A 23940-nucleotide genomic window follows, 5' to 3' on the forward strand; every position below is an offset into this window, starting at 1 on the left:
TCCTGAGCCAGGATCAAACTCTCCGTGAATGTTTTCCCGTAATCGGGACAACACAACACGAGAGCGGAACGACCAGCCGGAATAAGACCGGTCGTCCACAGCGTCCTCGCTGTGTAATTTGCCTGCCGGATCAGAGATCCCGCAGGACTTTCAAAGGAACCTCCAACCTGCCGAAGCAGGCCGGGGTATCAACATATCTGGCGTTGACTTTTGGCACGCTGTTGAGTTCTCAAGGAACGGACGCTTCCTTTGTACTCACCCTCTCGGGCTTTCCTCCGGGCTTTTCCCTTCGGTCTTGCGTTTCCGACTCTATCAGACTCTTTCGTGTCCGATTCCCGGTCGAAGCGGGTCAATCATTTTCCGCCTTCCGGTTCCTCGCTTTCGCGATTTCCCTTTCGGCGGCTCCAACCTTACCAGATTCTTTCCGTCCCGTTTCCGGTCCGAATTTGAATTCTGATGGCCGCTGGAGTGGCCAAGTCTTTTCGACTGATTCGACTTTACCAGAAGCATTCAGTCGAACTGATCGACTGCGTGATTCGAAGGTTTAAGAGAATCAACGGCTCTGCGGAAATTATGTTTTCCGTTGAGAGCGAGCAAGATGCTAGCGGTTGGGATCGAACCTGTCCAGTTCGACTCAACCGTTAGAATCTACCTCCCCACGCCGACCGTGTCAACGGTCTTTGGGGCGAAGAGGAGACTAGCAGGTCAGCGGGGGTGCACGCACATCAGGCCGCGACCGGAGCCTCGGCGCTGCGTCCCTCGGGGTCGATGTCGCCCCGTTCCCCTGTTCGTGTTGCTCGCCCGCCCAGGACGTAGACGTACACGAGGAAGGCCAGCTCGGCCGCGAGGCCGATGGCAATGCGTCCCCAGGTCGGGAGACCGGAGGGCGTGACGAAGCCTTCGATGACACCCGATACGAACAGGACCAGGGCGAGACCGATGGCCATGCCGAGCGCGGCCCGGCCCTGTTGGGCGAGCGCTGCTCGACGGGTGCTCGGGCCCGGGTCGATGACCGTCCAGCCGAGGCGCAGGCCGGTGCCCGCTGCGATGAAGACGGCGGTGAGTTCGAGGAGACCGTGGGGCAGGACCAGCCCCAGGAAGGTGTCGAGCCGGCCGGCAGAGGACATCAGTCCGATTCCTACGCCGAGGTTGAGCACGTTGAGGAAGAGGATCCAGATCACCGGGATTCCGAGAAAGGCTCCCAGGACCAGGCACATCGCTGCGGCCTGGGCGTTGTTCGTCCACACCTGGGCAGCGAACGATGCCGCCGGGTGACTGGAGTAGTACGTCTCGTACTCCCCGCCCGGGCTGGTCAGTCGGCGGAGGTCGTCCGGGGCCCCGATGGCCGACTGGACTTCCGGATGCGTACCGATCCACCAGCCGATGACAGCGGCCAGGAGCGTGGAGAGGACGGCCGTGGGTATCCACCAGTACCGGGAACGGTAGACCGCTGCGGGAAATCCGGCGGCCAGGAAGCGGGTCGCGTCGCGCCAGGAGGCTCGGCGGGTGCCGGTGACCGTGGAGCGGGCACGGGCCACGAGCTGGGTGATACGCGCGGTGAGCATCGGGTCCGGGGCGCTGGACTGGAGAAGCGAGAGGTGGGTGGCGGTGCGCTGGTACAGGTCGACGAGTTCGTCGGCCTCCGGGCCGGTCAGTTTGCGCCCACGGTGCACGAGGTGGTCCAGGCGGTCCCACTCATTGCGGTGAAGGCTCACGAAGACGTCGAGATCCACGGTCGGCTGCTGCTCCTGGCATGGGTGCGTACGGGTTCGTACTACGGCGGCGCGCTGCGGGGTCAGCTTGGCAGACTTGGGTGCCGAGAGGGTGGGGAAGAGCGGCGAAGGATGGGGCGGCGATGAGTGAGCTCGTGACCGGGGACGCGGTCGTACTGGGACTTCGGCCGGCGAAACTGCCGAGCCGGGCGCTGGCGCTGGCCATTGATCTGGCCGTGGTGGGGGCGGCGTTGGTTCTGCTGTCGATCGGGCTGGCCATCGCAACTGCGTCGCTGGACGAAGCGGCGCTGGCGGCGATATCCGTCGCGACCTTCCTGCTGGTGCTGGTGGGCGGGCCCGTCGCGGTGGAGACACTCAGCCGGGGACGGTCCCTGGGAAAGCTGGCGTGCGGGCTGCGGGTGGTCCGGGACGACGGGGGGCCGATCCGCTTCCGGCATGCGCTGGTGCGTGGAGCCCTGGGGGTCGTCGAGATTCTGATGACGCTCGGAGTGGTCGCCCTCATCGCCTCGCTGGTGTCGGCTCGGGGACGGCGGCTCGGGGACGTGTTCGCGGGGACGCTCGTCGTACGGGAACGGGTACCGGCCGGACGAGCGGTTGCGGTGCCGCCTCCGCCGCCCTGGCTGGTCGGACGGTTCGCGCGGCTGGACCTGTCGGCGGTGCCGGACGGTCTGTGGCTGGCGATACGGCAGTACCTGACACGCATGCATCAGCTCGACGTCGAGGTCAGTCGGTCGATGGCGGTTCGGTTGGCCGGTGAACTGGCGACGCGGACCGGGGTTCCGGTGCCCGAGGGGGTGCCGGCCGGGGCGTATCTGGCGGCGGTGGTCAACGAGCGGCAGGCGCGGGATGCGAGCCGGGTGTTCGTCGCTGCTCGGAGTGGCGCGGTGCAGGCGGGTGGGGTCGTCGCCTCCGTGCCGGTGGGGCTCGCGGCGTCCGTGGCGGGTGCGGGAGCGGACGTTGCTCAGGTCCCTGCGGCGCATGTGCCCGTGGTCCCACCGGTGGAGGAGGGCGGGGCGGCGTCTGCGACGGGATTCGTGCCGCCCGCCTGACCAATCAGGGTGTTGCCTCCCGGCAGGCCCTCAGCGCGGCGAGGGCGGGGACTCCAGGTCCTCGAGCTCGATCCCGGGCGCCGAGAGGACCACGTCCCCGGCGATGTGAAGGGTGTGCTGCTCCCCGGTGTCCAGGGCTCTGACCTGGTACTCGTCCACGATCAGGGGGCCGTTGTCAGTGGCGTGCGCTTCACTGTTCACCAGGGCCCAGGACTGGTCGACGGTGCGGGGGGCCAGGACCGGGTCCGTGAAGGCGACCAGGCGGACGCGGGTCTCGGGGGAATCGGGGGTGAGGCCCAGCAGTCGTGTGGTCGCGACGAGGAATGCGGGGGACGTGCCGGTGAAGGCGTGGGCGCGCACATTGCCTTCGGTGGCCTGCATGCCGGTCGGGTCCGTGCGGACCCAGGTGACGCCTTCGAGGGCGGCGCCGCGGACCTGCCAACCGGCGGCGTGGAGTTCGAGGCGTATGGGGCGGCCCGGTTCGTCGAGGGTGAGGTCGACGGAGCCGAGATGGTCTCCGGAAGGGGCGGTGATCGTGGAGACGTAGCGCCAGCCGGAGGGGCCCGGGGCGCACTGGAAGTGTTCTTCGCCGAGGAGGGTGTGATCGTGAAGGTCATGGAGCGAATAACGGCCGCGGGGCATGGGGTCCTTCGAGGTTCCTCGGGCTGAGCGGGTGCGGTGCGGCGCAGGCCCCCGACACGGGGGTGCGGGGGCCTGCGTTCGTCGCTGCTGCTGAACCGGTCCGTCCGTCAGCGGCCGGTCGTCACTGACCGGTGGTGGCGTACGCGGTCGCCGACGGGTGGGATCAGTAGCGGTAGTGGTCGGACTTGTACGGGCCCTCGACCTCGACACCGATGTAGGCCGCCTGCTCGGGGCGGAGGGTCGTCAGCTTGACGCCGAGTGCGTCGAGGTGGAGGCGGGCGACCTTCTCGTCCAGGTGCTTGGGCAGCACGTAGACGTCGGTCGGGTACTCCTCGGGCTTGGTGTACAGCTCGATTTGGGCCAGGGTCTGGTCCGCGAACGAGTTGGACATCACGAACGAGGGGTGGCCGGTGGCGTTGCCCAGGTTCAGCAGACGGCCCTCGGACAGCACGATGAGGACCTTGCCGTCGGGGAACGTCCAGGTGTGGACCTGCGGCTTGACCTCGTCCTTGACGATGCCGTCGATCTTCGCCAGGCCGGCCATGTCGATCTCGTTGTCGAAGTGGCCGATGTTCCCGACGATCGCCTGGTGCTTCATCCTGGCCATGTCCGAGGCCATGATGATGTCCTTGTTGCCCGTGGTGGTGACGAAGATGTCGGCCTTGTCGACGACCTCGTCGAGCGTGGTCACCTGGTAGCCGTCCATCGCCGCCTGCAGGGCGCAGATCGGGTCGATCTCGGTGATGATCACGCGGGCACCCTGGCCCCGCAGCGACTCCGCGCAGCCCTTGCCGACGTCACCGTAGCCGCAGACGACCGCGGTCTTGCCGCCGATGAGGGTGTCGGTGGCGCGGTTGATGCCGTCGATCAGGGAGTGGCGGCAGCCGTACTTGTTGTCGAACTTGGACTTGGTGACGGCGTCATTGACGTTGATCGCCGGGAAGAGGAGGGTGCCGTCGCGGTGCATCTCGTACAGCCGGTGCACACCGGTCGTGGTCTCTTCCGTGACACCACGGATCTCGGACGCCAGCTGGGTCCACTTCTGCGGGGACTCGCTGAGTGTGCGGTTCAGCAGGGTGAGGATGTGGCCGTACTCCTCGCTGTCCGCGGTCGACGGGTCCGGGGCCGCGCCGGCCTTCTCGAACTCGACGCCCTTGTGGACGAGGAGGGTCGCGTCACCGCCGTCGTCGAGGATCATGTTCGGGCCACCCGTGGGGGTGTTCGGCCAGGTCAGAGCCTGCTCCGTGCACCACCAGTACTCTTCGAGCGTCTCGCCCTTCCAGGCGAAGACCGGGACGCCGGCCGGGGCGTCCGGGGTGCCGTTCGGACCGACGGCGATGGCCGCGGCGGCGTGGTCCTGGGTGGAGAAGATGTTGCAGGAGGCCCAGCGGACCTCGGCTCCGAGTGCGACCAGGGTCTCGATCAGCACCGCCGTCTGCACCGTCATGTGCAGCGAACCGGTGATGCGAGCGCCGGCCAGCGGCTGCGCGGCGGCGTACTCCTTGCGGATCGACATCAGGCCGGGCATCTCGTGCTCGGCGAGGGTGATCTCCTTGCGGCCGAACGCCGCGAGGGAGAGGTCGGCGACCTTGAAGTCCTGTCGATTGGCGACCGTTGTCATAACGGGGCTCCTCGTGATGGGTGTCGAGGTGGGCACGGCTGGCTCTGCGGCGGCGGGCACACGAATGCCCGGGCGCTCGCAGCACAGTCCGTCGGAGGCCCTCTCTCCCTCGGCCGGTCCGCGTGGAGGGACCGATCGACCGCCATCAGCAGCGACGTCTGACACTGCCGTCGAATCTACACCGACCGGCCCAGCCGCTCCCAGTCCGCCGGGGATGGGGAGTGGCCGGAAGACCGGGGGCGGAGCGGACGGGGCGGTGGGGTGGCCAGAGGCGGTGGAGGGGCGCCCGGGGTGGGTCAGTGGTCCGGATCCGTCGGGTCGTCCAAGGCCTTGCCGGAGGTCGTGCCGGGGGTGGGGTTGCCGCCCGGGGCCTTGGCGGGGTTGGCGCCGGCCGCGGCGGCGGCCTCGCTGTAGATGTCCGGTTCCAGGTAGATGACCCGGGCGATCGGGACGGCTGCGCGGATGCGGGTCTCGGCGGCGTTGATGGCGTTGGCGACTTCGGTGGCCGTGTCGTCGTGCTGCACCGCGATCTTGGCGGCGACGAGCAGTTCTTCCGGGCCAAGGTGAAGGGTGCGCATGTGGATGATCCTGGTGACGGTGTCGCCGTCGACGACCGCGGCCTTGATCTTCTCCACCTGGTCGGCCCCGGCGGCCTCGCCGAGCAGCAGCGACTTCGTCTCTGCCGCGAGCACGATCGCGATGGCAATCAGCAGGACACCGATGCACAGGGTGCCGATTCCGTCCCAGACGCCGTTGCCGGTCCCGAGGGCCAGGCCGACACCGGCAAGGGCGAGGACCAGACCGATCAGTGCGCCGAAGTCCTCCAGGAGCACGACGGGAAGTTCGGGGGCCTTGGCCCGGCGGATGAACTCCTTCCAGGAGAGCGATCCGCGGGTCTCGTTGGACTCCTTGATGGCCGTACGGAAGGAGAAGCCCTCGGCGATGATCGCGAAGAGGAGCACCCCCACCGGCCAGTACCAGGCTTCGATCTCGTGCGGGTGCTTGATCTTCTCGTAGCCCTCGTACACGGCGAACATGCCACCGACCGAGAACAACACGATGGAAACGAGGAAGGCGTAGATGTAGCGCTCGCGACCGTAGCCGAACGGGTGCTGGGGGGTGGCCTGGCGCTGGGCCTTCTTGCCGCCGAGCAGCAGCAGGCCCTGGTTGCCCGAATCAGCGAGCGAGTGGACGCTCTCCGCGAGCATCGAGGACGAGCCACTGAACAGGAACGCCACGAATTTGGACACGGCGATCGCGAGGTTGGCGCCGAGCGCCGCCACGATCGCTTTGCTTCCGCCTGACGCACTCATGGGTGGCTGGTGTCCCTTCTCCGGTTCTGCGGCCCTGGCGCCGCGGTACGGCCGGATTGTCGCAGCTGTTGACATGGACGGTACGTCAGGTCACCGATGTGGCGCGGAACAGGGTGCCCGCACCGGATACTTCGACTTTCTCACCCGAGGGCACGAAGACCGAGGCGCCGGGTGTGAGGCCGAGGGTGCCCGCCTCCGGGGCGCCTGCGGTGCAGAGCAGGATCTGCGGGGTGTCCCGGGTCAGGTCCACGGGGTCGGCGCCGGGTGCCAGGACGAAGCGCGAGAGCCGGAATTCGTCCACGGGCGTCTCGTACAGCTCCTCGCCGGACCCGGCCGCCTCGGGGCGCAGGACCCCGGGGGCGGTCGCCTCGAACCGTACGACGCGCAGGAGTTCGGGTACGTCGATGTGCTTGGGCGTGAGGCCGCAGCGCAGGACGTTGTCCGAGCTGGCCATGACCTCGACGCCGAGGCCGTCGAGGTAGGCGTGCGGCACGCCCGCGCCGAGGAACACGGCTTCGCCGGGCTGGAGTTCCACATGGTTCAGCAGCATCGCCGCGATGACGCCCGGGTCGCCGGGGAAGTGGCGGGCGATCCGGGCGTAGGGGGCATGGGCACCGCCGAGACGTGCGCAGGCGGCTGCGGCCAGGTTCACCGTTTCGGCCATCGTGGAGGGGTCGGCACCGAGGATCGCGGTGAGGACCTCGCGGAGGGCCGCCTCCTCGGGGTGGGTGCCGAGGAGGTCGACGTAGGGCTTGAGCGCGTCGACGCCGAGTGCCGCCATCGCCTCGGCCGCCTCGCCGGGCCTGCGGAAGCCGCACAGGCCGGTGAAGGGGGTGAGTGCGCAGATCAGCTCGGGCTTGTGGTGGGCGTCCTTGTACATGCGGTGGGGTGCGTCGATCGGGACGGCGCGGCGCTCCTCGTCGGCGTAGCCCTGCTGCGCCTGTGCGAGGTCGGGGTGGACCTGGAGGGAGAGCGGGGCGCCTGCGGCGAGCAGCTTCAGGAGGAAGGGCAGGCGGGGGCCGAACTTCTCGACGGTGGCCCGGCCCAGTTCGCGCTCCGGGTCGGCGGCGATGACCTCGGTGAGGGTCCGTTCGCGGCCGGCTTCTCCGGTGCGGGTGGAGCCGGTGCGGGTGAGGCGGGAGGGGGCTCCGGGATGGGCTCCCATCCACATCTCGGCCTGGGGCTCGCCGGTGGGGACGGTGCCGAGGAGTGCGGGGATGGCGGTGGTGGATCCCCAGGCGTACGGGCGCACGGTGTTGGAGAGCCGGTCCATGGAATCGTCCTTGTGAGATACGTGGATCGGGGGTGTACCGCGCAGGGGCGGGCGGTGGTGCGGGTCGGCTCGGGTGGTCAGACGCGGGCTGCCGAGGCGAGCGCCAGATAGACGGCGGCGAAGTCGGTGACGGCGATGAGCTCGGCGAGCGATTCGAGTGCGGTGCCCTCGTCCGGTTCGAGTTCGCTGATGGCCGTGTCGTGGCCGAGGGCCAGTTCACGGGCGGCCGGTGCGGCGCTCAGGCCTCCCGTGGGGCTGTCGCGGAGCAGTACGACGCGGGCGTGCAGGGGCTCGGGCTCGGCGACCCGGTCGCGGAAGAAGTCGTCGGGGTCGGCCCCGGCGGCGAAGGTGCCGGCGAGCAGTGCACCGTGAGCGGGCAGCGCCTCGGGTAGCTCGGCGGCGAGGGCCGGCAGGCCGGACAGTTCGGCCAGGACCGCGGCGAACCTCCGGCCCACCGGGGCGGCGACGTCGCCCTCCGTCCAGATGAGGGGCAGGCTGTCGGCGAGTTCGGCAGCGAGGGTCTTGGCCGGGTTGCTGTACGTGGCGATGGCCGGACCGCAGCGTTCCGCAGTGCGGTCCAGGCGGTCGGCGACCCCCTGCAGCACCTCGGGGGGTGCGGTGACCAGGCCCACCCGGTCGAGCAGGGCGAGCAGCGGGGTGAGCAGGGCCCAGAGCGTGCCGGGTCCGGCGGCCGAGGTCTCGGCGTCGTACTCGCCGTGCGGGGCGGAGGCCATCGGTACGACGAGTCCGCGTGCCGCGTCGATCGCCTCGCGCAGGGGTGACCGGTGGGGGGCGACGGCGACGACGTTGCAGCCGCGCCGGTAGGCCTGTTCGGCGAGGAGGGAGAGACCCGGCTCGGAGCCGTCGGCCGTGACGACGAGCAGCAGGTCCAGCGAGCCGGCCCAGCCGGGCAGCGCCCAGCGCATCGCGCCTGCGGCGGGGGCGACCCCGGTGGGGTGGATGTGGGTGACCGGGGTGAAGGCGCCTGCCAGGGCGGCGATCAGGTCGGCGACGCCGGACGCGGCGGTGCCGGAGCCCGCGACGAGTACGGCGCGGGGGCGGCCTTCCGGGTTCAGTGCGGCGATCCCGGCCTCCGCCGCGTGCCGGGCGGCGGTCCGGACCCGGGCCCCGGCCTCGGCGGCACCACGGAGCAGGCCGCGGCGGTCGGCTCGGGCCAGCGCGTCCGGGGCGTCGAGCAGCTGCTCGTCGAGCATGGGAACGGTCCTCCGATCACGTGCTGGTCACCGCGCGGGGTGCGGCACGGATGCCGTCACGCCGGGTGGCGGGCCTCGTCGACGAGAAGAACGGGGATCCCGTCCCGTACCGGGTAGGCCAGGCCGCAGTCCTTGCCGGTGCAGACCAGCTCGGGGCTGTCGGCCGCCGACCTGTCGTCGAGCGGGGAGTGACAGGCCGGGCAGGCGAGGATCTCCAGAAGGCCGGCTTCGAGCGGCATGGGTGAGTCCCTTCGAGGGGTTCGGGGTCGCACGGATCGGGCGACGTCAGCCTACCGCCGGGGTCCAGGGTCCGGGGGACGCGGCCCGGGCCGGGGTGGGCGGAACGCGGGGCGGGCTCCGGGCCGAGTGGGGGTGGCTGCGGGGTCGCCCGCCCTCGGTGCTCCGCCCCGGACGCGACGGCCCTCGGGCACGGGGCCGGTCCGGGACGGTGGGGGCAGGGGCCGGCCGCCGCGGCACGCCCCGGACCAGGCGGGTCCGGCCCAGGGCGTGTTTCGAAAGTGGCGTCGTCTGCCCGAAGGGCAGCCTCGGCGGCGTCTGGTGCGTGCGATCGCAAGGCGGAGGGTCGCCCCGATACCGGGTGTATCGGGGCGAGCCCGACAACGCAGCGCGCGAGCGTGCCAGGCGTCGCCGAGCAGTCGGGACTTTCGAAAAATGCCCTAGGAGGCCCGGACCAGGGACAGCACCTCGTCCCTCAGCACGGTCATCGTCTGCGCGTCACGGGCCTCGACGTTCAGACGCAGCAGCGGTTCCGTGTTGGAGGCCCGGAGGTTGAACCACCAGTCCGGGCCGGTGACCGTCAGGCCGTCCAGGTCGTCGGTGGTGACGCCGTCGCGGAGGGCGAAGGACTCCCGTACCGCTGCCGTGCGGCCCGGCTGGTCGGCGACGGTGGAGTTGATCTCGCCGGATCCGGTGTAGCGGTCGTACTGGGCGACCAGTTCCGACAGGGGGCCCGTCCCGCTGCCCAGCGCGGCCAGGACGTGGAGCGCGGCGAGCATGCCCGTGTCGGCGTTCCAGAAGTCGCGGAAGTAGTAGTGCGCGGAGTGTTCTCCGCCGAAGATCGCACCGTGCTCGGCCATCTCCGCCTTGATGAAGGAGTGGCCCACGCGGGTACGGACCGGGATGCCGCCGTTCTCGCGGATGACCTCGGGGACCGAGAGGGACGTGATCAGGTTGTGGATGACCGTGCCCTTGCCGCCGTTGCGGGCGAGTTCCCGGGCCGCGACCAGGGCGGTGATCGCGGACGGCGAGACGCCCGCGCCCCGCTCGTCGACGACGAAGCAGCGGTCGGCGTCACCGTCGAAGGCGAGGCCCAGGTCGGCGCCCTCGGCCACGACGCGGGCCTGGAGGTCGACGAGGTTCTTCGGGTCGAGGGGGTTGGCCTCGTGGTGGGGGAACGTGCCGTCGAGCTCGAAGTACATCGGCACCAGGTCGACGGGGAGGCCGGCGAAGACGGTGGGGACGGTGTGGCCGCCCATGCCGTTGCCCGCGTCGACGACGACCTTCAGCGGGCGGATCGATCCCAGGTCGACCAGGGACAGCAGGTGCGCGGCGTAGTCGGGGAGCGTCTCGTGCCGGGTGACGGTGCCGGGGGTGGCGGCCGGTTCCGGGGTGCCGGTCCCGGCCCACTTCTCGACCAGGGCGCGGATCTCCCGGAGGCCGGTGTCCTGGCCCACGGGTGCGGCGCCCGCCCGGCAGAGCTTGATGCCGTTGTACTGCGCCGGGTTGTGCGAGGCGGTGAACATCGCGCCGGGGAGGCCGAGGCTGCCGGAGGCGAAGTACAGCTGGTCGGTCGAGCACAGGCCGATCAGAGTGACGTCCGCACCGCGCATCGTGGCACCGTGCGCGAAGGCTCCCGAGAGGCCGGGGGACGAGGGGCGCATGTCGTGGCCGACCACGATCGCGTCCGCGCCCGTCACTTCGACGAACGCCGCTCCGAACTGCTCGGCCAGTGTTTCGTCCCACTGATCGGGCACCACTCCGCGCACGTCGTACGCCTTGACGATCTGCGACAGATCAGCAGCCACGGGCCGGTCCTCCTGAGATTCCTGCGGACCGTCCAAACTACCCGGCGGCCGTACGGGCGGGCCGTGGGGCCTCCGCCTTGTGCGGATACCGGGTCGTGGCCGCCTCCGGGGAGCCGGCTGCCGCGGTCATGAGTCCGGTGAGCGCAGCACCCTCAGATGGCCTCGGCGCGCGACTTCCATCGGGTCCACGGCCTGCGGACCGCCTCCGGCCCGGCCGTCCGCACCACGCTCGTGCGGCCGCGCAGCCTCGCGTACCGCGTTGGCGAGCGCTTCGAGGTCGTCGCCGCTGGGGCGGGTGGGGGCGGAGGGATCCGAGAGCCTGACGACCTCCCAGCCACGCGGCGCGGTCAGCCGTTCGCTGTGCTCGGCGCACAGGTCGTAGCAGTGGGGTTCGGCATAGGTGGCGAGCGGGCCGAGGACCGCGGTCGAATCGGCATAGACGTACGTCAGTGTCGCGACGGCGGGGCGGCCGCACGCGGTGCGCGAACAGCGACGTACAGGGCTCACGATGTTGGACGGTACCGCACTCTTGAGCGGGCTGCGACGACTCTCCCTCAGGTCACCCCACCGTGTCGCCCTGCGGCCTCCGGTGCAACCGCCCTCCCGACCGCTCCCCTGACCTGCGGAGGAGCCCGGAACAGCAGGGCTTTCCGGTAACGATTTCTGTCACCACCTGGTGCGGAATCTGTCATTCGGCAAGAGATCGGCGATCGGGAGCCGGGCCCGAAACGGGCTCCTGTTCTGCCGGACTGTTCAGGCTTGGACATGCCGACGCCCGGTCAAGGAGCAGCGATCCACCCGGTCCGCGGAGAGTTACGCTGCGTCAGTGATGGACAGTCCCGAGCCTTCCCACCCGTCCGAGCCGCGCCCACGCCACCGTGACCGCCATGGCCGCGGCATGCGCGGGCCCGTCGCGCCGCCCCAGGTGCCACTCTCCGTCAGCAGGGCGGAGAGCTTCCGCGATCTCGTGCAGGACTCGGTGGAACGGCTGGAGCGTCGCTGGCCGCAACTGGCCGATGTCGACTTCATGGTGCTCGACGTGCCGGGGCCCCAGGAGCAGACCGTACCGCTGGGGCGCGCGGTCTCGGCGGAGAAGGGCCGGCCCGCACAGGTCGTCGTCTACCGGCGGCCCGTCGAGATCCGCGCCAAGAACCGCGACGAGCGCGCGCTGCTGGTGCACGAGGTCGTGGTGGAGCAGGTCGCGGACCTGCTCGGGCTGTCGCCGGAGTCGGTCGATCCGCGGTACGGGCAGGAGTAGGCCCTGCTGCGGGACGGCCCCCGCCCGTACCGACGACCGCTCAGTCGTCCAGGACCGACAGGTCCTGCTCGGCCGTGGGCACCTCGACCGTCCCGCCGTCGTACGGCAGCGTCTGCACGGTGAACATCTGGACGCCGTTCGTCGGCAGGGCGAGGGTACGTGCGGCGTGGACCGGGCCGCCCGACTCCGTCTCCACCGTCAGCGCGTAGGCGCCCTTGAGCCCGGACGGTACGGGCGGGGTGACCGCGAGCGTCGTACCGCCCTTGACGGTGTACGTCTTGACGGTCTGTTCACCGCCCTCGCTGCCCGCGGAGGCGGTGACCTTCACGGTGGCGGTGGCGTCCGGCGCGGTGAGCGAGAGGGTGGAGCCCTTGGCCCGGTTGTCGGCCACGGTCGCCTGTGCGCCCACCGGTCCGGTCGCCGGGATGTAGCCGACCTCCTGCCCGTCGCCCTCGCCGCGGACCACCTGCAGGGCGACCACCACCGGGGTGCCCGTGCCGCCGTCGGCCGGGGTGAGCAGCAGGGAGCCGGCCTCTCCCCTGGTGATGTCCTTGAGATCGACGCCCGTGGTCATCCGCGACTTGACGTGCAGGTCCTCGTGCCCGGCCGGCGAGATCGCACCGTTCTTGCCGAGCAGTTTCACCTTCAGATCGGCGTCGTCGTCACCGGGTGCGAAGGCGACCAACCGGACGGAGGTGGCATCCGCCGGGATGCCGGGGAGCACCACGGTGCCCGCCGGGCCGGCCGAGGCGGCCAGCCAGTCGGTGCCGGTCTCTTCGTCCGCGGTCCTGACGACCGCGCCGACGCGTCCGGTGCGGGTGGTGACATGGGCGGTCACGTCCTCCACCGCCTCGCTGGTCAGGGTGGAGATCAGCACACGGACGCCGGACCGGGCGGGCACGGTGATGCCTTCCCCCACATCGGACTTGAGGCTGCCGTCCGGACCGTACAGCTCGATGTCGGCGACGGCCGCGGTGTCGTCCGGGTTGGTGAGGTGGACGTAGTCCTGGCGGGACTTGGCGGTGCTCGTCGCCGGGAACCAGAAGTCCGTGTCGGGTGCGGTGCAGTTGACGCCGAGCAGACCACGGGCGCTGCCCGCCTCGACCGTGGTGGTCTGCTGGGTGGTCCAGCCCGGGGCCAGGCGGCCGGTCGCGGTGCCCACCAGCGCGGGGGCGTCACCGCCGGACACGTCGGCCGTGACCGGTTGGCCCGGCTCCTTGAGGGAGAGGACCGGCTTCGAGGAGCCTTCCTTCTTCTTGCTGTCCTTGTCCTTCTCGTCCTTGTCCTTCGTCTCGTCCTCGGCCGCGGCGTCGCCGGTGACCGTGTCCGTGGACTGCCTCAGTTCGGCCGTGCCGGCCTCGCCGCCGCTGCTGCTCGCCGGGGTGAAGGACGTGTAGGTCGTCTCCGCGATCTCCGAGAGACCGGGCGACGGGCAGAGCAGGCTGGACTGTTCCACCGGAAGCCGGGGGGCGGCCTTCGCTTCCGTGCCCGCGGCGCCGGGCTCGGTGAGCGCGGCGAATCCGGTGACGGCGACGAGGGCGACGGTGCCCGCGATGAGGGACAGGCTGGTGGACTTCACTCGGACTCGCCTCGCGATGCGTTACCGGTCGGCCACGGGTTCTGACCCGGGGCGGGGTTCTCGTCGGGGTTCTGCGCGTCATACCGGCCCTGCGGGTCCCCCTGCACGCCGTAGTGGGCCTGAGGGCCGTACGAGGCGTACTGGGTCTGCGGGTCGTACTGCTGCTGCGTGTAGCCGTACGGGTCGTAGGCGTTCTGCTGGTACGGGCCGGCGGTCGCCCCGGGCTCCTGCTGCGTCGCGTACGGGCCGTCCTGGAACTGGCCTTCCTGATACTGGCCTTCCTGATACTGCGGGTAGTCGGCGCCCTGGTACTGCTGCCCGTCCCAGTCGCCGTACTGCTGCTGCGGCACGTACGGACCGCTGCCGGACTGCGGGTCGAACACGTCCTGCTCATCGGTGGGATGCGGCTCGGCCGTCTGCTGGGCGGGGATGTACTCCCCCGCCGCCTCGTCGTCGCCCCCGGCCGGAACCGATTCGGCCTCCGCTTCCGCCTCCGCCTGGGCGGCCGCGCGGAGCCTGCGTGCCCGGCGCCCCTCGCCGGCCACCGGCTCCACGGGGACCGGCAGGTCCTCCTCGGGCAGGTCGTCGTCGATCTCCCGGCGACGGCCCGGCAGGGCGAGAACCACCAGGACCACGGCCAGCGCGCACTGGGTCCAGATCCAGACGGTGTGGGTGAGCGGGGCGCTGTACGTCAGGTCCAGCGTGCCGCCCTCGGCGGGGAGCTCGAAGCCCTGGGCCCAGCCGTCGACGGTCTTCGGGGTCAGGGCGTGCCCGTCGAGGGTGGCCTTCCAGCCCGGGTCGGCGGTATCGGCGATCCGCAGCACCCGGCCGGAATCGCCTTCCGGGATCTTGGTGTGCGCCTCGACGGGGAGCGATCCCACGGGCAGCGGTTCGCCGTCGGCGCCGGACGGGATGATCATGATGCGGGCGACCTGCCGGTCGACCCGCCACAGCGCGCTGCCGTCCAGCTGGCTCAGCCGGCTGAGCCCCGGGGTCGCGTCGAGGATCCGGCTCATCTCCTTCGGAGCGCCGTCCCGTACCAGTACGTAACGGATCGCGAATCCACTGAGCTGGCTGCCCTGGTCGGCTCCGGAACCCGCGACCAGATGGGCGACGACCTTGTCGAGGTGGCTGTTGGTGCCGCCGGCCTCGGTCAGTTCCGCGTCACCGAGCCGTCCGCCGGAGCCACGTACCAGGGCGTAGGAGACGGTGGCGGGCGAGGTGCCGCCGAGGATCAGGGTGCGCGGCTGGTCGCGGGTGCTGCTCTCCTCCGCGACGAACGCGGGCACCTGCACCGGGTCGCGGCGCTCCAGCGGGCCCGCGGCGCCGCCGGTCATCCATCCGGCGGCGGCCAGTACCGGGGCGAGGCCCGCGGCAAGGGCGATCAGCGCGGCGACCGGCTGGCGCCAGCCGAAGCTGAGCTCCGCGACGCGGATCCGGGCGCCGTCCGCGCCGACCAGCGCGGCGACGATCAGCGCCATGCCGTAGACGAGAGTGGCGGGGCCCGCCCAGCCCGAGCCATTGGCGAGGGCGGCGAAGAACAGCGCCACGAGCGCGACCGCCCACGCGGCGCGTACCGCGAACTGCCGCTCCCCGCGCAGCAGCGCCGCCAGCGCGGCGAGCACGATGCCGAGCAGGAGCACACCGCCCGCGGCCTTCGGGCCGCCGGGGCTGATGCCGAGCAGGTCGAGTGCGGAGGCCGTGCCCGATCCGTACTCCAGACCCGCTTCCCTCAGGAAGCCCGACGGGCCGGTGAGGAGCGACAGCGACCAGGGCGCGAGGACCAGCAGCGGCGTGCCGATCGCGACGAGGAACCGGAGTCCGTACGCCACGAGGTCGTTGCGGCGCAGTACCAGCACGCCGATGCCGAGGACCACGGCGAGCGGCCAGACGATGGGGGTGAAGGCCATCGCGAAGGTGAGGACCAGGGTGTACGCCCAGGTGGCGCGCCAACTGCCGCGGGTGTCGCCGCCGGCGCGCAGGCCGTGTGCGGCGACGGCCGCGCGGGCGATCAGCGGAAGGAGGACCGCCAGCACGGCGGTGCCGAGGCGGCCCGTCGCCAGCGCTCCGGTGGCGGCGGGCAGGAAGGCGTACGCGACGCTCGCCCAGGCCCGCAGGAGCCTTGATTCGAGCAACGGCCGGGAGACGAAGTACGCGGTGAGTCCGGCGAGCGGGATCGAGCAGACGAGCAGCACGGTGAGCGCGAGGCCGGTCGAGCCGAGGAACAGCGCGGACAGGGCCGCGATGACGGCCAGGTAGGGCGGTGCGCTCTGGGTGCCGCCGGTGCCGACCGCGTGCCAGCCGTCCGCGTACCTGCCCCACAGGTCGGCGACATCGGCAGGCGCTGGCAGCAGTGCGCCACCCGCCAGGGCTCCGCCGGCCAGCAGGCCGCGACAGGCGACGAGCGAGACGAGCAGCAGGACGGCGAAGAGCACCGGCCCCGGCTTGCGCCCGATCCGCTTGAGCCGCGCGAACTGCTCGATCTCCAGGAAGTCGGCGTCGTCGCCACCGGGCCCTGACTCCACGGCGCCGTGCCGTGAGCCGCCCGACTCGTCGGAGCCGCTGCCGAGGTTCCCCACGACCTGTTCCACGGTGGCCCGGACGGTGGCACCGGGCGGCGGGAAGAGACCGCGCAGCTCGGCCTGGTCGACGGCGCCCTTGCCGCGGCTGCGCCGGGCCGCGAAGATCCGTCCGGGGCGCAGCAGGGTACCGAAGAGTCCCGCGACCTCGTCGAGGGCCTGGCCGGGCACCTTGCCGACGAGATAGGCGAGGGTGCGCAGCAGGGTGCCGACGACGAGCCGGAGCATCACCCAGGGCAGGGCCTTGCCCCGTGTGTTGACCAGCATCGTGTAGACGGCGCCGGCCTTGTCGACGCGGTGCGGGGAGGCGACCGAGCGCCCCGCGCAGTCGACGGCGCGGCGCTCGCGGGCGGAGGCCTCGGCGTGCCTGAGCACGGCGCCGGGCGCGACGAGCACCCGGTGCCCGGCGACGTGCGCACGCCAGCACAGGTCGACGTCGTCGCGCATCAGCGGAAGCCTGCGGTCGAACCCGCCGAGCTCCTCCCAGACATCACGGCGGATCAGCATGCCCGCGGTGGAGACGGAGAGCACGGTACGGACCTGGTCGTGCTGGCCCTGGTCCTGCTCGCGCCGGTCCAGTCCGGTCCAACGGCGGCCGCTGTTGGCGATGGAGACGCCGGCTTCGAGCAACTGCCTGCGGTCGTACCAGCCGCGGAGCTTCGGGCCGACGATCGCGGCATGCGGGTCGGTGTCGACGACGCGCAGCAGCTCGGCGAGCGCGTCGGGTTCAGGTGCGCAGTCGTCGTGGAGCAGCCAGAGCCACTGCACGGGTTCGCCGTGCGGAAGTTCGGGCATCTCGTACGCGTCGTCGCGCCAGGTCCTGCTGACGGGGTCCCAGCCACTGGGGCGCTTCAGGTACGGCAGGTCGTCGGGAGTGAGAACGCCGGCCGTGCGGACCGCCTCGTCGACGGCGGTGCCGAAGCCCGTACGGCGCGCGAGGTGCAGGACATGATCGGCGCCGAGCGCCTCGGTGACCAGCCGTGCGGAGTCGTCGGCGCTGCCGGTGTCGGCGGCGACGATGTTCTGTACGGGGCGTTCCTGCCCGAGCAGTCCGGCGAGCGCGTCGGGCAGCCAGCGTGCGCCGTCGTGGGAGACGAGCACGGCGGTGACGACATGCCGCGGGAACTCTGGGGTGGTGGCGGCCGCGTACGGCGCCGTCGATTGGCTGTGCACGGACATCGAGGTACGGGCCCTCCGGCCGGGTCCGGGGGGCGTCCCCCCGGGGGCTGCATCGGTGTACACGCGCGCTCTGTCGGGGCGTTGGCGCGTCTCGGACGGAGCCCCACACTAACGGTACGGAGAACCACGATGCCGCCGAGCGCTGGAACGCGGGCGAAGGAACGAGGGCGGTGACGGGCTGCGGGCACAGCGATGACCCGTCTCCTGCGGGGCAGGTGACGGGTCACGGTCGAGCGTGCCCCGGTGGTCGGCCGGGGTGCGCTCGTACGCGGTGTGCCGGGGTCCCCAGCACGGGTGCGGTCAGACGGCGGCCTTCTTCAGGCGGCGCCGTTCACGTTCTGAGAGACCGCCCCAGATCCCGAACCGTTCGTCGTTGGAGAGCGCGTATTCAAGGCACTCGGACCGCACTTCACAGGCGAGACAGACCTTCTTGGCCTCGCGGGTGGACCCACCCTTCTCAGGGAAGAAGGACTCGGGATCGGTCTGGGCGCACAGTGCGCGCTCCTGCCAGCCGAGCTCCTCGTCCGCGTCCTCGACCAGCAGTTGCTGGAACAGCTCGGTCATGTGCGCCCCTCGTCTGTCTCTTGCGTCCCCGTGATGCAGCCGTTACTGATCGCGGCCGAACGACACGAGTGAAATTACAAATGTGTAGCTCCAGGCCAGTCAAGCGAAGATCTGCTATCGGCCCCTGTATTCACCCTGCGGAACCAAGGATATGCGGAAAGTGTGCAAATCAGCAAAAAACCTGACATATGTCACACATCTCACTGCGCCACCCTTCCCACCGGGTGGGACGAGCGAGCCCCTCGCCGTGTTTCGATTCGATCACCGAAGCGACCAAGATCACAGTCGGGTCACGGGACCTCAACAACGTTTACGAACACGGTTGATGCGCCACATCTCCGTCACGACGGCCGCATAAACCTCTCCCCACCCGGGGCAACCGGATGAGGTGAAACATTACCCCCAAATCGGGCATTGGGTTGACAGTGGACCCAGGGAGCCGGTCTCCTTGACTGCATGCCAGCGACCGCAGCGACGTACACCACCCACATCCGTGGGTTCCGTACGGCTGTCCAGGCCCGCTGTTGCTGTTCCAGCTGTCACAGCTGTTGATGCCATAAGGCTCCGGCTGCCGGCTACGCCCCGGCTTCTTCTTGCAGAGCTCCTCGCAGAGCGCCTCCGCGGCGTTTCCTCTCTGCGCTTCCACGGCTCTCCGGTCTCCGAGACACCCCGCACAAGCCCCCCACGCCGAGGAACAACCGCTTCCATGAACAGCGACAGCGACCTCCAGATCGCCGGCGATCTCCTTGAGGTCCAGCACCTCCTCCAGCCCGCCCGCGAGCACCCCTCCACCGTGGCCGAGTTCGCCGGACTCGCCCGCAGGATCGCCACCGACCGTGCGCAGTGGGCGCCGCTCGTCCGGTACGACGCCACCACCCGCTGGTACCACCGGCTGCGCACAGGCCCCGGTTACGAGGTCTGGCTGCTCAGCTGGGTGCCCGGCCAGGGCACGGGTCGCCACGACCACGGCCTGTCCTCCGGCGTACTGACCGTCCTGGACGGCCGGTTGACCGAGCGCACCGAGCGTGCCACGAGGGCGCTGGACTCCGGCGCGCAGCGCGTCTTCGCACCCGGTTATGCGCACGAAGTGGTCAACGACTCCCTCGAACCCGCCGTGAGTCTGCACATCTACTACCCGGGCCTGACCGAGATGCCGATGCACGCGGCGCAGTGCGCCCCGGCGGCCGTGGATGCCGTACGCACCTGAGCCCACCCGTCGCCCACCACCACCCCACCAACGATCAGGCTTCGCCTGACAGCCCACCCGTCGCCCACCACCACCCCACCAACGATCAGGCTTCGCCCGACAGCCCACCCGTCGCCCACCACCACCCCACCAACGATCAGGCTTCGCCTGACAGACTGTTGGGCATGCGCATTGTGGTTCTGGCCGGCGGCATCGGCGGTGCTCGTTTCCTGCGTGGCCTCAAGCAGGCCGCTCCCGAGGCGGACATCACGGTGATCGGCAACACCGGTGACGACATCCATCTCTTCGGCCTGAAGGTCTGCCCCGACCTCGACACCGTGATGTACACCCTCGGAGGTGGCATCGACGAGAAACAGGGCTGGGGGCGTACGGACGAGAGCTTCCAGGTCAAGGAGGAGTTCGCCGCGTACGGAGTGGGGCCCGACTGGTTCGGGCTCGGTGACCGCGACGTCGCGACGCACATCGTCCGGACCCAGATGCTGGGCGCGGGCTATCCACTGAGCGCCGTCACCGAGGCGCTCTGTGCGCGCTGGAAGCCGGGAGTCCGGCTGCTGCCGATGTCCGACGACCGGGTCGAGACGCATGTCGCGGTCGACGTGGACGGCGAGCGCAAGGCGATCCACTTCCAGGAGTACTGGGTGAAGCTGCGCGCCTCCGTCGAGGCGCAGGCGGTCGTGCCGGTCGGCGCCGAACAGGCCACGCCGGCACCCGGCGTGCTGGAGGCCATCGCCGAGGCCGACGTCATCCTCTTCCCGCCGTCCAACCCCGTCGTGTCGGTGGGGACGATCCTCGCCGTACCCGGGATCCGGGAGGCTATCGCCGAGGCCGGGGTGCCGGTCGTCGGCCTCTCCCCCATCGTCGGGGGCGCGCCGGTGCGCGGCATGGCGGACAAGGTGCTCGCCGCGGTGGGCGTGGAGCCGACGGCTTCGGCCGTGGCCACGCACTACGGCTCCGGGCTGCTCGACGGATGGCTCGTCGACACGGTGGACGCGGGGGCGGTCGACGAGGTGGAGGGGGCCGGCATCCGCTGCCGTGCCGTGCCGCTGATGATGACGGATGTCGACGCGACGGCGGAGATGGCGCGGCAGGCGCTGAGGCTGGCCGAGGAGGTACGGGCGTGAACGCCATGTCACCGGAGGCCTCCGCTTCCTCCCCGCTGCCGTCCTACCGGGTCTGGGCCCTGCCCGGGATGCCCGAGGTGCAGGCCGGGGACGACCTGGCGAAGCTGATCGCCGCCGCCGAGCCGGGGCTGGTCGACGGTGACGTCCTGCTCGTCACCTCGAAGATCGTCTCCAAGGCGGAGGGCCGGATCGTCGAGGCCACCGACCGGGAAGCCGCGATCGACGCCGAGACGGTACGGGTGGTGGCGCGACGCGGCACGCTGCGGATCGTCGAGAACCGGCAGGGTCTCGTCATGGCCGCGGCCGGGGTCGATGCCTCGAACACCCCCGCCGGGACGGTGCTGCTGCTGCCCGAGGACCCGGACACCTCGGCGCGTGCCATCCGGGACGGGCTGCGCGACACCCTCGGCGTCGAGGTCGGCGTCGTCGTCACGGACACCTTCGGACGGCCGTGGCGCAACGGGCTGACCGATGTCGCGATCGGGGCGGCCGGGGTCCTGGTCCTGGACGACCTGCGCGGCGGGACGGACGCGTACGGCAATCCGCTGAGCGCGACGGTGGTCGCCACAGCCGACGAACTGGCCTCGGCCGGGGATCTGGTCAAGGGCAAGGCTTCGGGGCTGCCGGTCGCGGTGGTGCGGGGGCTCGGCCATCTCGTGGACCCGGCGGATTCCGCGGGCGGGGCCAGGGCGATGGTGCGGGTCGCGGCCGACGACATGTTCCGCCTCGGCACTTCGGAGGCGGTACGGGAGGCGGTGACCCAACGGCGCACGGTGCGCGAGTTCACCGACGACCCGGTGGACCCCGGTGCGGTACGGCGGGCCGTGGCCGCGGCGGTGACGGCGCCGGCACCGCACCACACGACGCCGTGGCGGTTCGTCCTGCTGGAGTCCGAGGAGTCGCGGACCCGGCTGCTCGATGCGATGCGGGAGGCCTGGATCGCGGATCTGCGCCGGGACGGCCGGAGCGAGGAGTCGATCGCGAAGCGGGTGCGGCGGGGCGATGTACTGCGCCGGGCGCCGTATCTGGTGGTGCCGTGCCTGGTGATGGACGGTTCCCACACCTATGGGGACGAGCGACGCGACACCGCGGAGCGGGAGATGTTCGTGGTCGCCGCGGGGGCGGGCATCCAGAACTTCCTGGTGGCGCTGGCGGGAGAACGGCTCGGCTCGGCGTGGGTGTCCTCGACGATGTTCTGCCGTGATGTGGTGCGTGAGGTTCTGGACCTGCCGCAGACCTGGGATCCGCTGGGGGCGGTCGCGGTGGGGCGGCCGGCTGCCCTGCCCGCGGCACGCACGGGGCGGGACGCCGAGGAGTTCGTCACGGTGCGGTGAGGTGAGGACAGGGGACGCGCCGGTCCTTCGGCCCGGGACGGGGGCGCCCGCCTCGTCACAGGCGGGCGATGTCGCCGCGGTACATCCGAGGGGCCCTGCGGGGCGGGGTGCGGCCCGACAGCAGGATGAGGCGGGTCGCCCGGTGGCGCTGGCCCTCGTAGGGGGCGAGAAGAGCCAGCATCTCCTCGTCGTCGGCGTTCCTGTTGCCGGCCAGGGCGTGGCCGACGATGCCCGGGAGGTGGAGATCGCCGACCGTGACCGCGTCCGCGGCGCCGTTCGACCGCTGCAGGGTCTCGGCCGAGGTCCAGGGGCCGATGCCGGGGACCAGTTCCAGGCGGGCCATGGCCTCGGGGAGTTCCATGGCGGCCGCTTCCTCCAGCCGGCGGGCCACGCGTACCGCGCGCAGGATCGTGGCCGAGCGCTTGGCGTCGACGCCCGCCCGGTGCCATTCCCAGGAGGGGATCAGCGACCAGGTGCGGGCGTCCGGCATGACGTGCAGGCCGAGGGCGGTGAACGCGGCGTGGTCCGCGGGACCGGGCGCCGGGGTGCCGTGCCCGCGGACCAGGTGGCGCCAGGCGCGGTAGGCCTCGTCCGTGGTGACCTTCTGTTCCAGGACCGACGGGATCAGGGACTCCATGACCAGGCCGGTGCGCAGCAGGCGCAGGCCGGGGCGGCTGTGCCGGGTCAGGGCGAGCAGCCGGTGGCGCGGGCGGAAGGCGTCCGGATCGTCCGTCGCACCGAGCATCGTCGGAAGCTGGTCGAGCAGCCAGCAGGCACCCGGTCCCCAGGCCGTCGCCTCGATCCGGCCGCCTCGGGCCGTGACGTGGAGGGTGCCGGGGCCGGCGGGGGTGCGGCAGGCCCGCCAGAACGCGCCGTCCGGGGTCATCCGGAAGGTCGGGTCGGCGGGGCCCCGGCGCAGCGGGCCGAGGACCAGGCGCAGGTCGAGGGGGCCGGGCGGAGTCCAGTGGCGGGTCTGCGCGTCCGTCGCCGGGGCCGCCTGGTGCGGGACGGCCGCGCCAGGGGCGCTGCGGGGGGCGAATCGTCCTGCCACGGTGAGGTCCTCGGTCGTCGGGGGTGCCTGTCGAGGGTAAGCGCGCCGGCGGGCGTCCGGTCACTCGTCGGACGAGAAGCGCACGGCCCCGTCCGGCAGGACCGCCCCGCACCAGACGCGGATGCCGTCGCGCAGTTCGTTGTCGGCTCCGACCTGTGCCCCGTCCCCGATGACGGCGCCGGTCAGCACCGTGCGGCTGCCTATCCGGGCACCGGCTCCGACCAGCGAGTCCGTGATCACGGCGCCCGGCTCGACGACCGCACCGGCCAGCACCACGGAGCCGTGGACCCGGGCCCCGTCACCGATGCGGGCACCCTCACCCACGACCGTACCGCCGGAGAGCTTCGCGTCGGGTGAGACCGAGGCCGTCGGCAGGACGAGCCGGTCGCCGATGCGGCCGGGGACGGCCGGGGACGGGGCGCGGCCCAGGACGAGGTCGGCGGAGCCGCGTACGAATGCCTGCGGGGTGCCGAGGTCCAGCCAGTAGGTGGAGTCCACCATGCCCTGGAGGTGTGCGCCGGAGGCGAGGAGTCCGGGGAAGGTCTCGCGCTCGACGGAGACCGGCCGGCCGGCCGGGATGGTGTCGATGACCGATCTGCGGAAGATGTATGCCCCCGCGTTGATCTGGTCGGTGACGATCTCCTCGGGCGTCTGGGGCTTCTCCAGGAACGCGGTGACCCTGCCGGTCTCGTCCGTCGGCACGAGGCCGAAGGCGCGCGGGTCCTCGACCCGGGTGAGATGGAGGGAGACGTCCGCGCCGGACGTGGTGTGCGAGGAGACGAGTCCCCGGATGTCGAGCCCGGTGAGGATGTCGCCGTTGAAGATGAGCACCGGTTCGTCGGGGCCGGCAGTGAGCCGGGACGCGACGTTGCGTATCGCTCCGCCGGTGCCGAGCGGTTCGCGTTCGGTGACGTACTCGATGTGGAGACCGAGCGACGAACCGTCCCCGAAGTACGGTTCGAAGACCTCTGCCAGATACGACGTGGCGAGGACGATGTGCTCGACGCCCGCGGCCCTGGCACGCGCCAGCTGGTGCGTGAGGAAGGGAACGCCCGCTGCCGGGACCATGGGCTTGGGCGTGTGCACCGTGAGGGGGCGGAGTCTCGTTCCCTTGCCCCCGACCAGGAGGATCGCTTCTCTTGCCTCTGTCACAGCGCTGACTCTGCTTCCTGGTGGGC

Annotated in this window: 19 protein-coding genes; 5 read left to right on the top strand and 14 right to left on the bottom strand. The window is 71.1% G+C overall.

Annotated elements, in window-relative coordinates:
• Window positions 1-725 precede the first annotated feature (725 nt).
• Entirely contained in the window at window positions 726-1733 is a 1008-nt protein-coding gene (locus AB0L71_RS13835) for a stage II sporulation protein M (RefSeq protein WP_365242086.1), read from the bottom strand.
• A 122-nt stretch (window positions 1734-1855) separates the two neighbouring features.
• Here AB0L71_RS13835 and AB0L71_RS13840 point away from each other — a divergent pair, with 122 nt between their 5' ends.
• Complete coding sequence (locus AB0L71_RS13840; protein WP_365242088.1) at window positions 1856-2782, top strand: RDD family protein; 927 nt, start codon at window positions 1856-1858, stop codon at window positions 2780-2782.
• 30 nt (window positions 2783-2812) lie between these two features.
• Here the strand turns inward: AB0L71_RS13840 and AB0L71_RS13845 are convergent, their stop codons facing one another.
• The 8 genes from AB0L71_RS13845 to AB0L71_RS13880 form a co-directional block, all read right to left on the bottom strand.
• The gene (locus AB0L71_RS13845; protein WP_365242090.1) at window positions 2813-3424 is read right to left on the bottom strand and encodes a hypothetical protein; all 612 of its coding nucleotides are present in this window, start codon (window positions 3422-3424) and stop codon (window positions 2813-2815) included.
• Between the two features lie 163 nt (window positions 3425-3587).
• Complete coding sequence (ahcY, locus tag AB0L71_RS13850) at window positions 3588-5045, bottom strand: adenosylhomocysteinase (RefSeq protein WP_365242091.1); 1458 nt, start codon at window positions 5043-5045, stop codon at window positions 3588-3590.
• Window positions 5046-5341: 296 nt separating this feature from the next.
• Complete coding sequence (locus AB0L71_RS13855) at window positions 5342-6358, bottom strand: cation diffusion facilitator family transporter (protein WP_365242093.1); 1017 nt, start codon at window positions 6356-6358, stop codon at window positions 5342-5344.
• Between the two features lie 85 nt (window positions 6359-6443).
• Window positions 6444-7631: a mannose-6-phosphate isomerase, class I gene (gene manA, locus AB0L71_RS13860; RefSeq protein WP_365242095.1), complete on the bottom strand. Its 1188-nt coding sequence runs from the start codon at window positions 7629-7631 to the stop codon at window positions 6444-6446.
• A 77-nt stretch (window positions 7632-7708) separates the two neighbouring features.
• A complete protein-coding gene (locus tag AB0L71_RS13865) occupies window positions 7709-8845 on the bottom strand; it encodes an SIS domain-containing protein (protein WP_365242097.1) in 1137 nt (378 codons plus the stop codon).
• 56 nt (window positions 8846-8901) lie between these two features.
• On the bottom strand, window positions 8902-9084 hold the full coding sequence (locus tag AB0L71_RS13870; RefSeq protein ID WP_365242100.1) for a Trm112 family protein: 183 nt from the start codon (window positions 9082-9084) through the stop codon (window positions 8902-8904).
• A 438-nt stretch (window positions 9085-9522) separates the two neighbouring features.
• A complete protein-coding gene (locus AB0L71_RS13875; protein WP_365242102.1) occupies window positions 9523-10890 on the bottom strand; it encodes a phosphomannomutase/phosphoglucomutase in 1368 nt (455 codons plus the stop codon).
• 126 nt (window positions 10891-11016) lie between these two features.
• Entirely contained in the window at window positions 11017-11397 is a 381-nt protein-coding gene (locus AB0L71_RS13880; protein ID WP_365242104.1) for a DUF3499 domain-containing protein, read from the bottom strand.
• A 322-nt stretch (window positions 11398-11719) separates the two neighbouring features.
• On the opposite strand from AB0L71_RS13880, the gene AB0L71_RS13885 reads away from it, so the two are divergent.
• Window positions 11720-12148: a metallopeptidase family protein gene (locus AB0L71_RS13885; protein ID WP_365242106.1), complete on the top strand. Its 429-nt coding sequence runs from the start codon at window positions 11720-11722 to the stop codon at window positions 12146-12148.
• 40 nt (window positions 12149-12188) lie between these two features.
• Here the strand turns inward: AB0L71_RS13885 and AB0L71_RS13890 are convergent, their stop codons facing one another.
• From AB0L71_RS13890 to AB0L71_RS13900, 3 genes are all read right to left on the bottom strand, one after another.
• Window positions 12189-13727: a DUF5719 family protein gene (locus AB0L71_RS13890; protein ID WP_365242107.1), complete on the bottom strand. Its 1539-nt coding sequence runs from the start codon at window positions 13725-13727 to the stop codon at window positions 12189-12191.
• Window positions 13724-17485, bottom strand: a complete 3762-nt coding sequence (locus AB0L71_RS13895) for a glycosyltransferase (protein WP_365242109.1) — start codon at window positions 17483-17485, stop codon at window positions 13724-13726. The genes AB0L71_RS13890 and AB0L71_RS13895 overlap by 4 nt, the downstream gene beginning before the upstream one ends.
• A gap of 300 nt (window positions 17486-17785) precedes the next feature.
• A complete protein-coding gene (locus tag AB0L71_RS13900) occupies window positions 17786-18049 on the bottom strand; it encodes a WhiB family transcriptional regulator (RefSeq protein WP_030927001.1) in 264 nt (87 codons plus the stop codon).
• Window positions 18050-18755: 706 nt separating this feature from the next.
• Between AB0L71_RS13900 and AB0L71_RS13905 the strand changes: the two genes are divergently transcribed.
• From AB0L71_RS13905 to AB0L71_RS13915, 3 genes are all read left to right on the top strand, one after another.
• A complete protein-coding gene (locus tag AB0L71_RS13905) occupies window positions 18756-19256 on the top strand; it encodes a cysteine dioxygenase family protein (RefSeq protein WP_365242111.1) in 501 nt (166 codons plus the stop codon).
• 164 nt (window positions 19257-19420) lie between these two features.
• Window positions 19421-20377, top strand: a complete 957-nt coding sequence (gene cofD, locus AB0L71_RS13910; RefSeq protein WP_365242112.1) for a 2-phospho-L-lactate transferase — start codon at window positions 19421-19423, stop codon at window positions 20375-20377.
• Between the two features lie 5 nt (window positions 20378-20382).
• The gene (locus AB0L71_RS13915) at window positions 20383-21711 is read left to right on the top strand and encodes a coenzyme F420-0:L-glutamate ligase (protein WP_365242473.1); all 1329 of its coding nucleotides are present in this window, start codon (window positions 20383-20385) and stop codon (window positions 21709-21711) included.
• Window positions 21712-21766: 55 nt separating this feature from the next.
• Here AB0L71_RS13915 and AB0L71_RS13920 read toward each other — a convergent pair whose 3' ends face one another.
• The gene (locus tag AB0L71_RS13920; protein WP_365242114.1) at window positions 21767-22762 is read right to left on the bottom strand and encodes a DNA-3-methyladenine glycosylase 2 family protein; all 996 of its coding nucleotides are present in this window, start codon (window positions 22760-22762) and stop codon (window positions 21767-21769) included.
• Window positions 22763-22822: 60 nt separating this feature from the next.
• Window positions 22823-23914, bottom strand: coding sequence for an NDP-sugar synthase (locus tag AB0L71_RS13925; RefSeq protein WP_365242115.1), 1092 nt, complete (start codon window positions 23912-23914; stop codon window positions 22823-22825).
• Window positions 23915-23940: the final 26 nt, after the last annotated feature.

Origin of the sequence: Streptomyces sp. NPDC052052, assembly GCF_040680455.1 — a bacterium.
Classification (GTDB): Bacteria; Actinomycetota; Actinomycetes; order Streptomycetales; family Streptomycetaceae; genus Streptomyces.

What these genes read in the sequence shown, in the direction of transcription:
- AB0L71_RS13905 (WP_365242111.1), top strand. Translation starts at nt 18,756, where the DNA reads ATGAACAGCGACAGCGACCTCCAGATCGCCGGCGATCTCCTTGAGGTC.
- AB0L71_RS13865 (WP_365242097.1), bottom strand. Translation starts at nt 8,845, where the DNA reads ATGCTCGACGAGCAGCTGCTCGACGCCCCGGACGCGCTGGCCCGAGCC.
- ahcY (WP_365242091.1), bottom strand. Translation starts at nt 5,045, where the DNA reads ATGACAACGGTCGCCAATCGACAGGACTTCAAGGTCGCCGACCTCTCC.
- cofD (WP_365242112.1), top strand. Translation starts at nt 19,421, where the DNA reads ATGCGCATTGTGGTTCTGGCCGGCGGCATCGGCGGTGCTCGTTTCCTG.
- AB0L71_RS13840 (WP_365242088.1), top strand. Translation starts at nt 1,856, where the DNA reads ATGAGTGAGCTCGTGACCGGGGACGCGGTCGTACTGGGACTTCGGCCG.
- AB0L71_RS13885 (WP_365242106.1), top strand. Translation starts at nt 11,720, where the DNA reads ATGGACAGTCCCGAGCCTTCCCACCCGTCCGAGCCGCGCCCACGCCAC.
- manA (WP_365242095.1), bottom strand. Translation starts at nt 7,631, where the DNA reads ATGGACCGGCTCTCCAACACCGTGCGCCCGTACGCCTGGGGATCCACC.
- AB0L71_RS13870 (WP_365242100.1), bottom strand. Translation starts at nt 9,084, where the DNA reads ATGCCGCTCGAAGCCGGCCTTCTGGAGATCCTCGCCTGCCCGGCCTGT.
- AB0L71_RS13845 (WP_365242090.1), bottom strand. Translation starts at nt 3,424, where the DNA reads ATGCCCCGCGGCCGTTATTCGCTCCATGACCTTCACGATCACACCCTC.
- AB0L71_RS13900 (WP_030927001.1), bottom strand. Translation starts at nt 18,049, where the DNA reads ATGACCGAGCTGTTCCAGCAACTGCTGGTCGAGGACGCGGACGAGGAG.
- AB0L71_RS13895 (WP_365242109.1), bottom strand. Translation starts at nt 17,485, where the DNA reads ATGTCCGTGCACAGCCAATCGACGGCGCCGTACGCGGCCGCCACCACC.
- AB0L71_RS13915 (WP_365242473.1), top strand. Translation starts at nt 20,383, where the DNA reads ATGTCACCGGAGGCCTCCGCTTCCTCCCCGCTGCCGTCCTACCGGGTC.
- AB0L71_RS13855 (WP_365242093.1), bottom strand. Translation starts at nt 6,358, where the DNA reads ATGAGTGCGTCAGGCGGAAGCAAAGCGATCGTGGCGGCGCTCGGCGCC.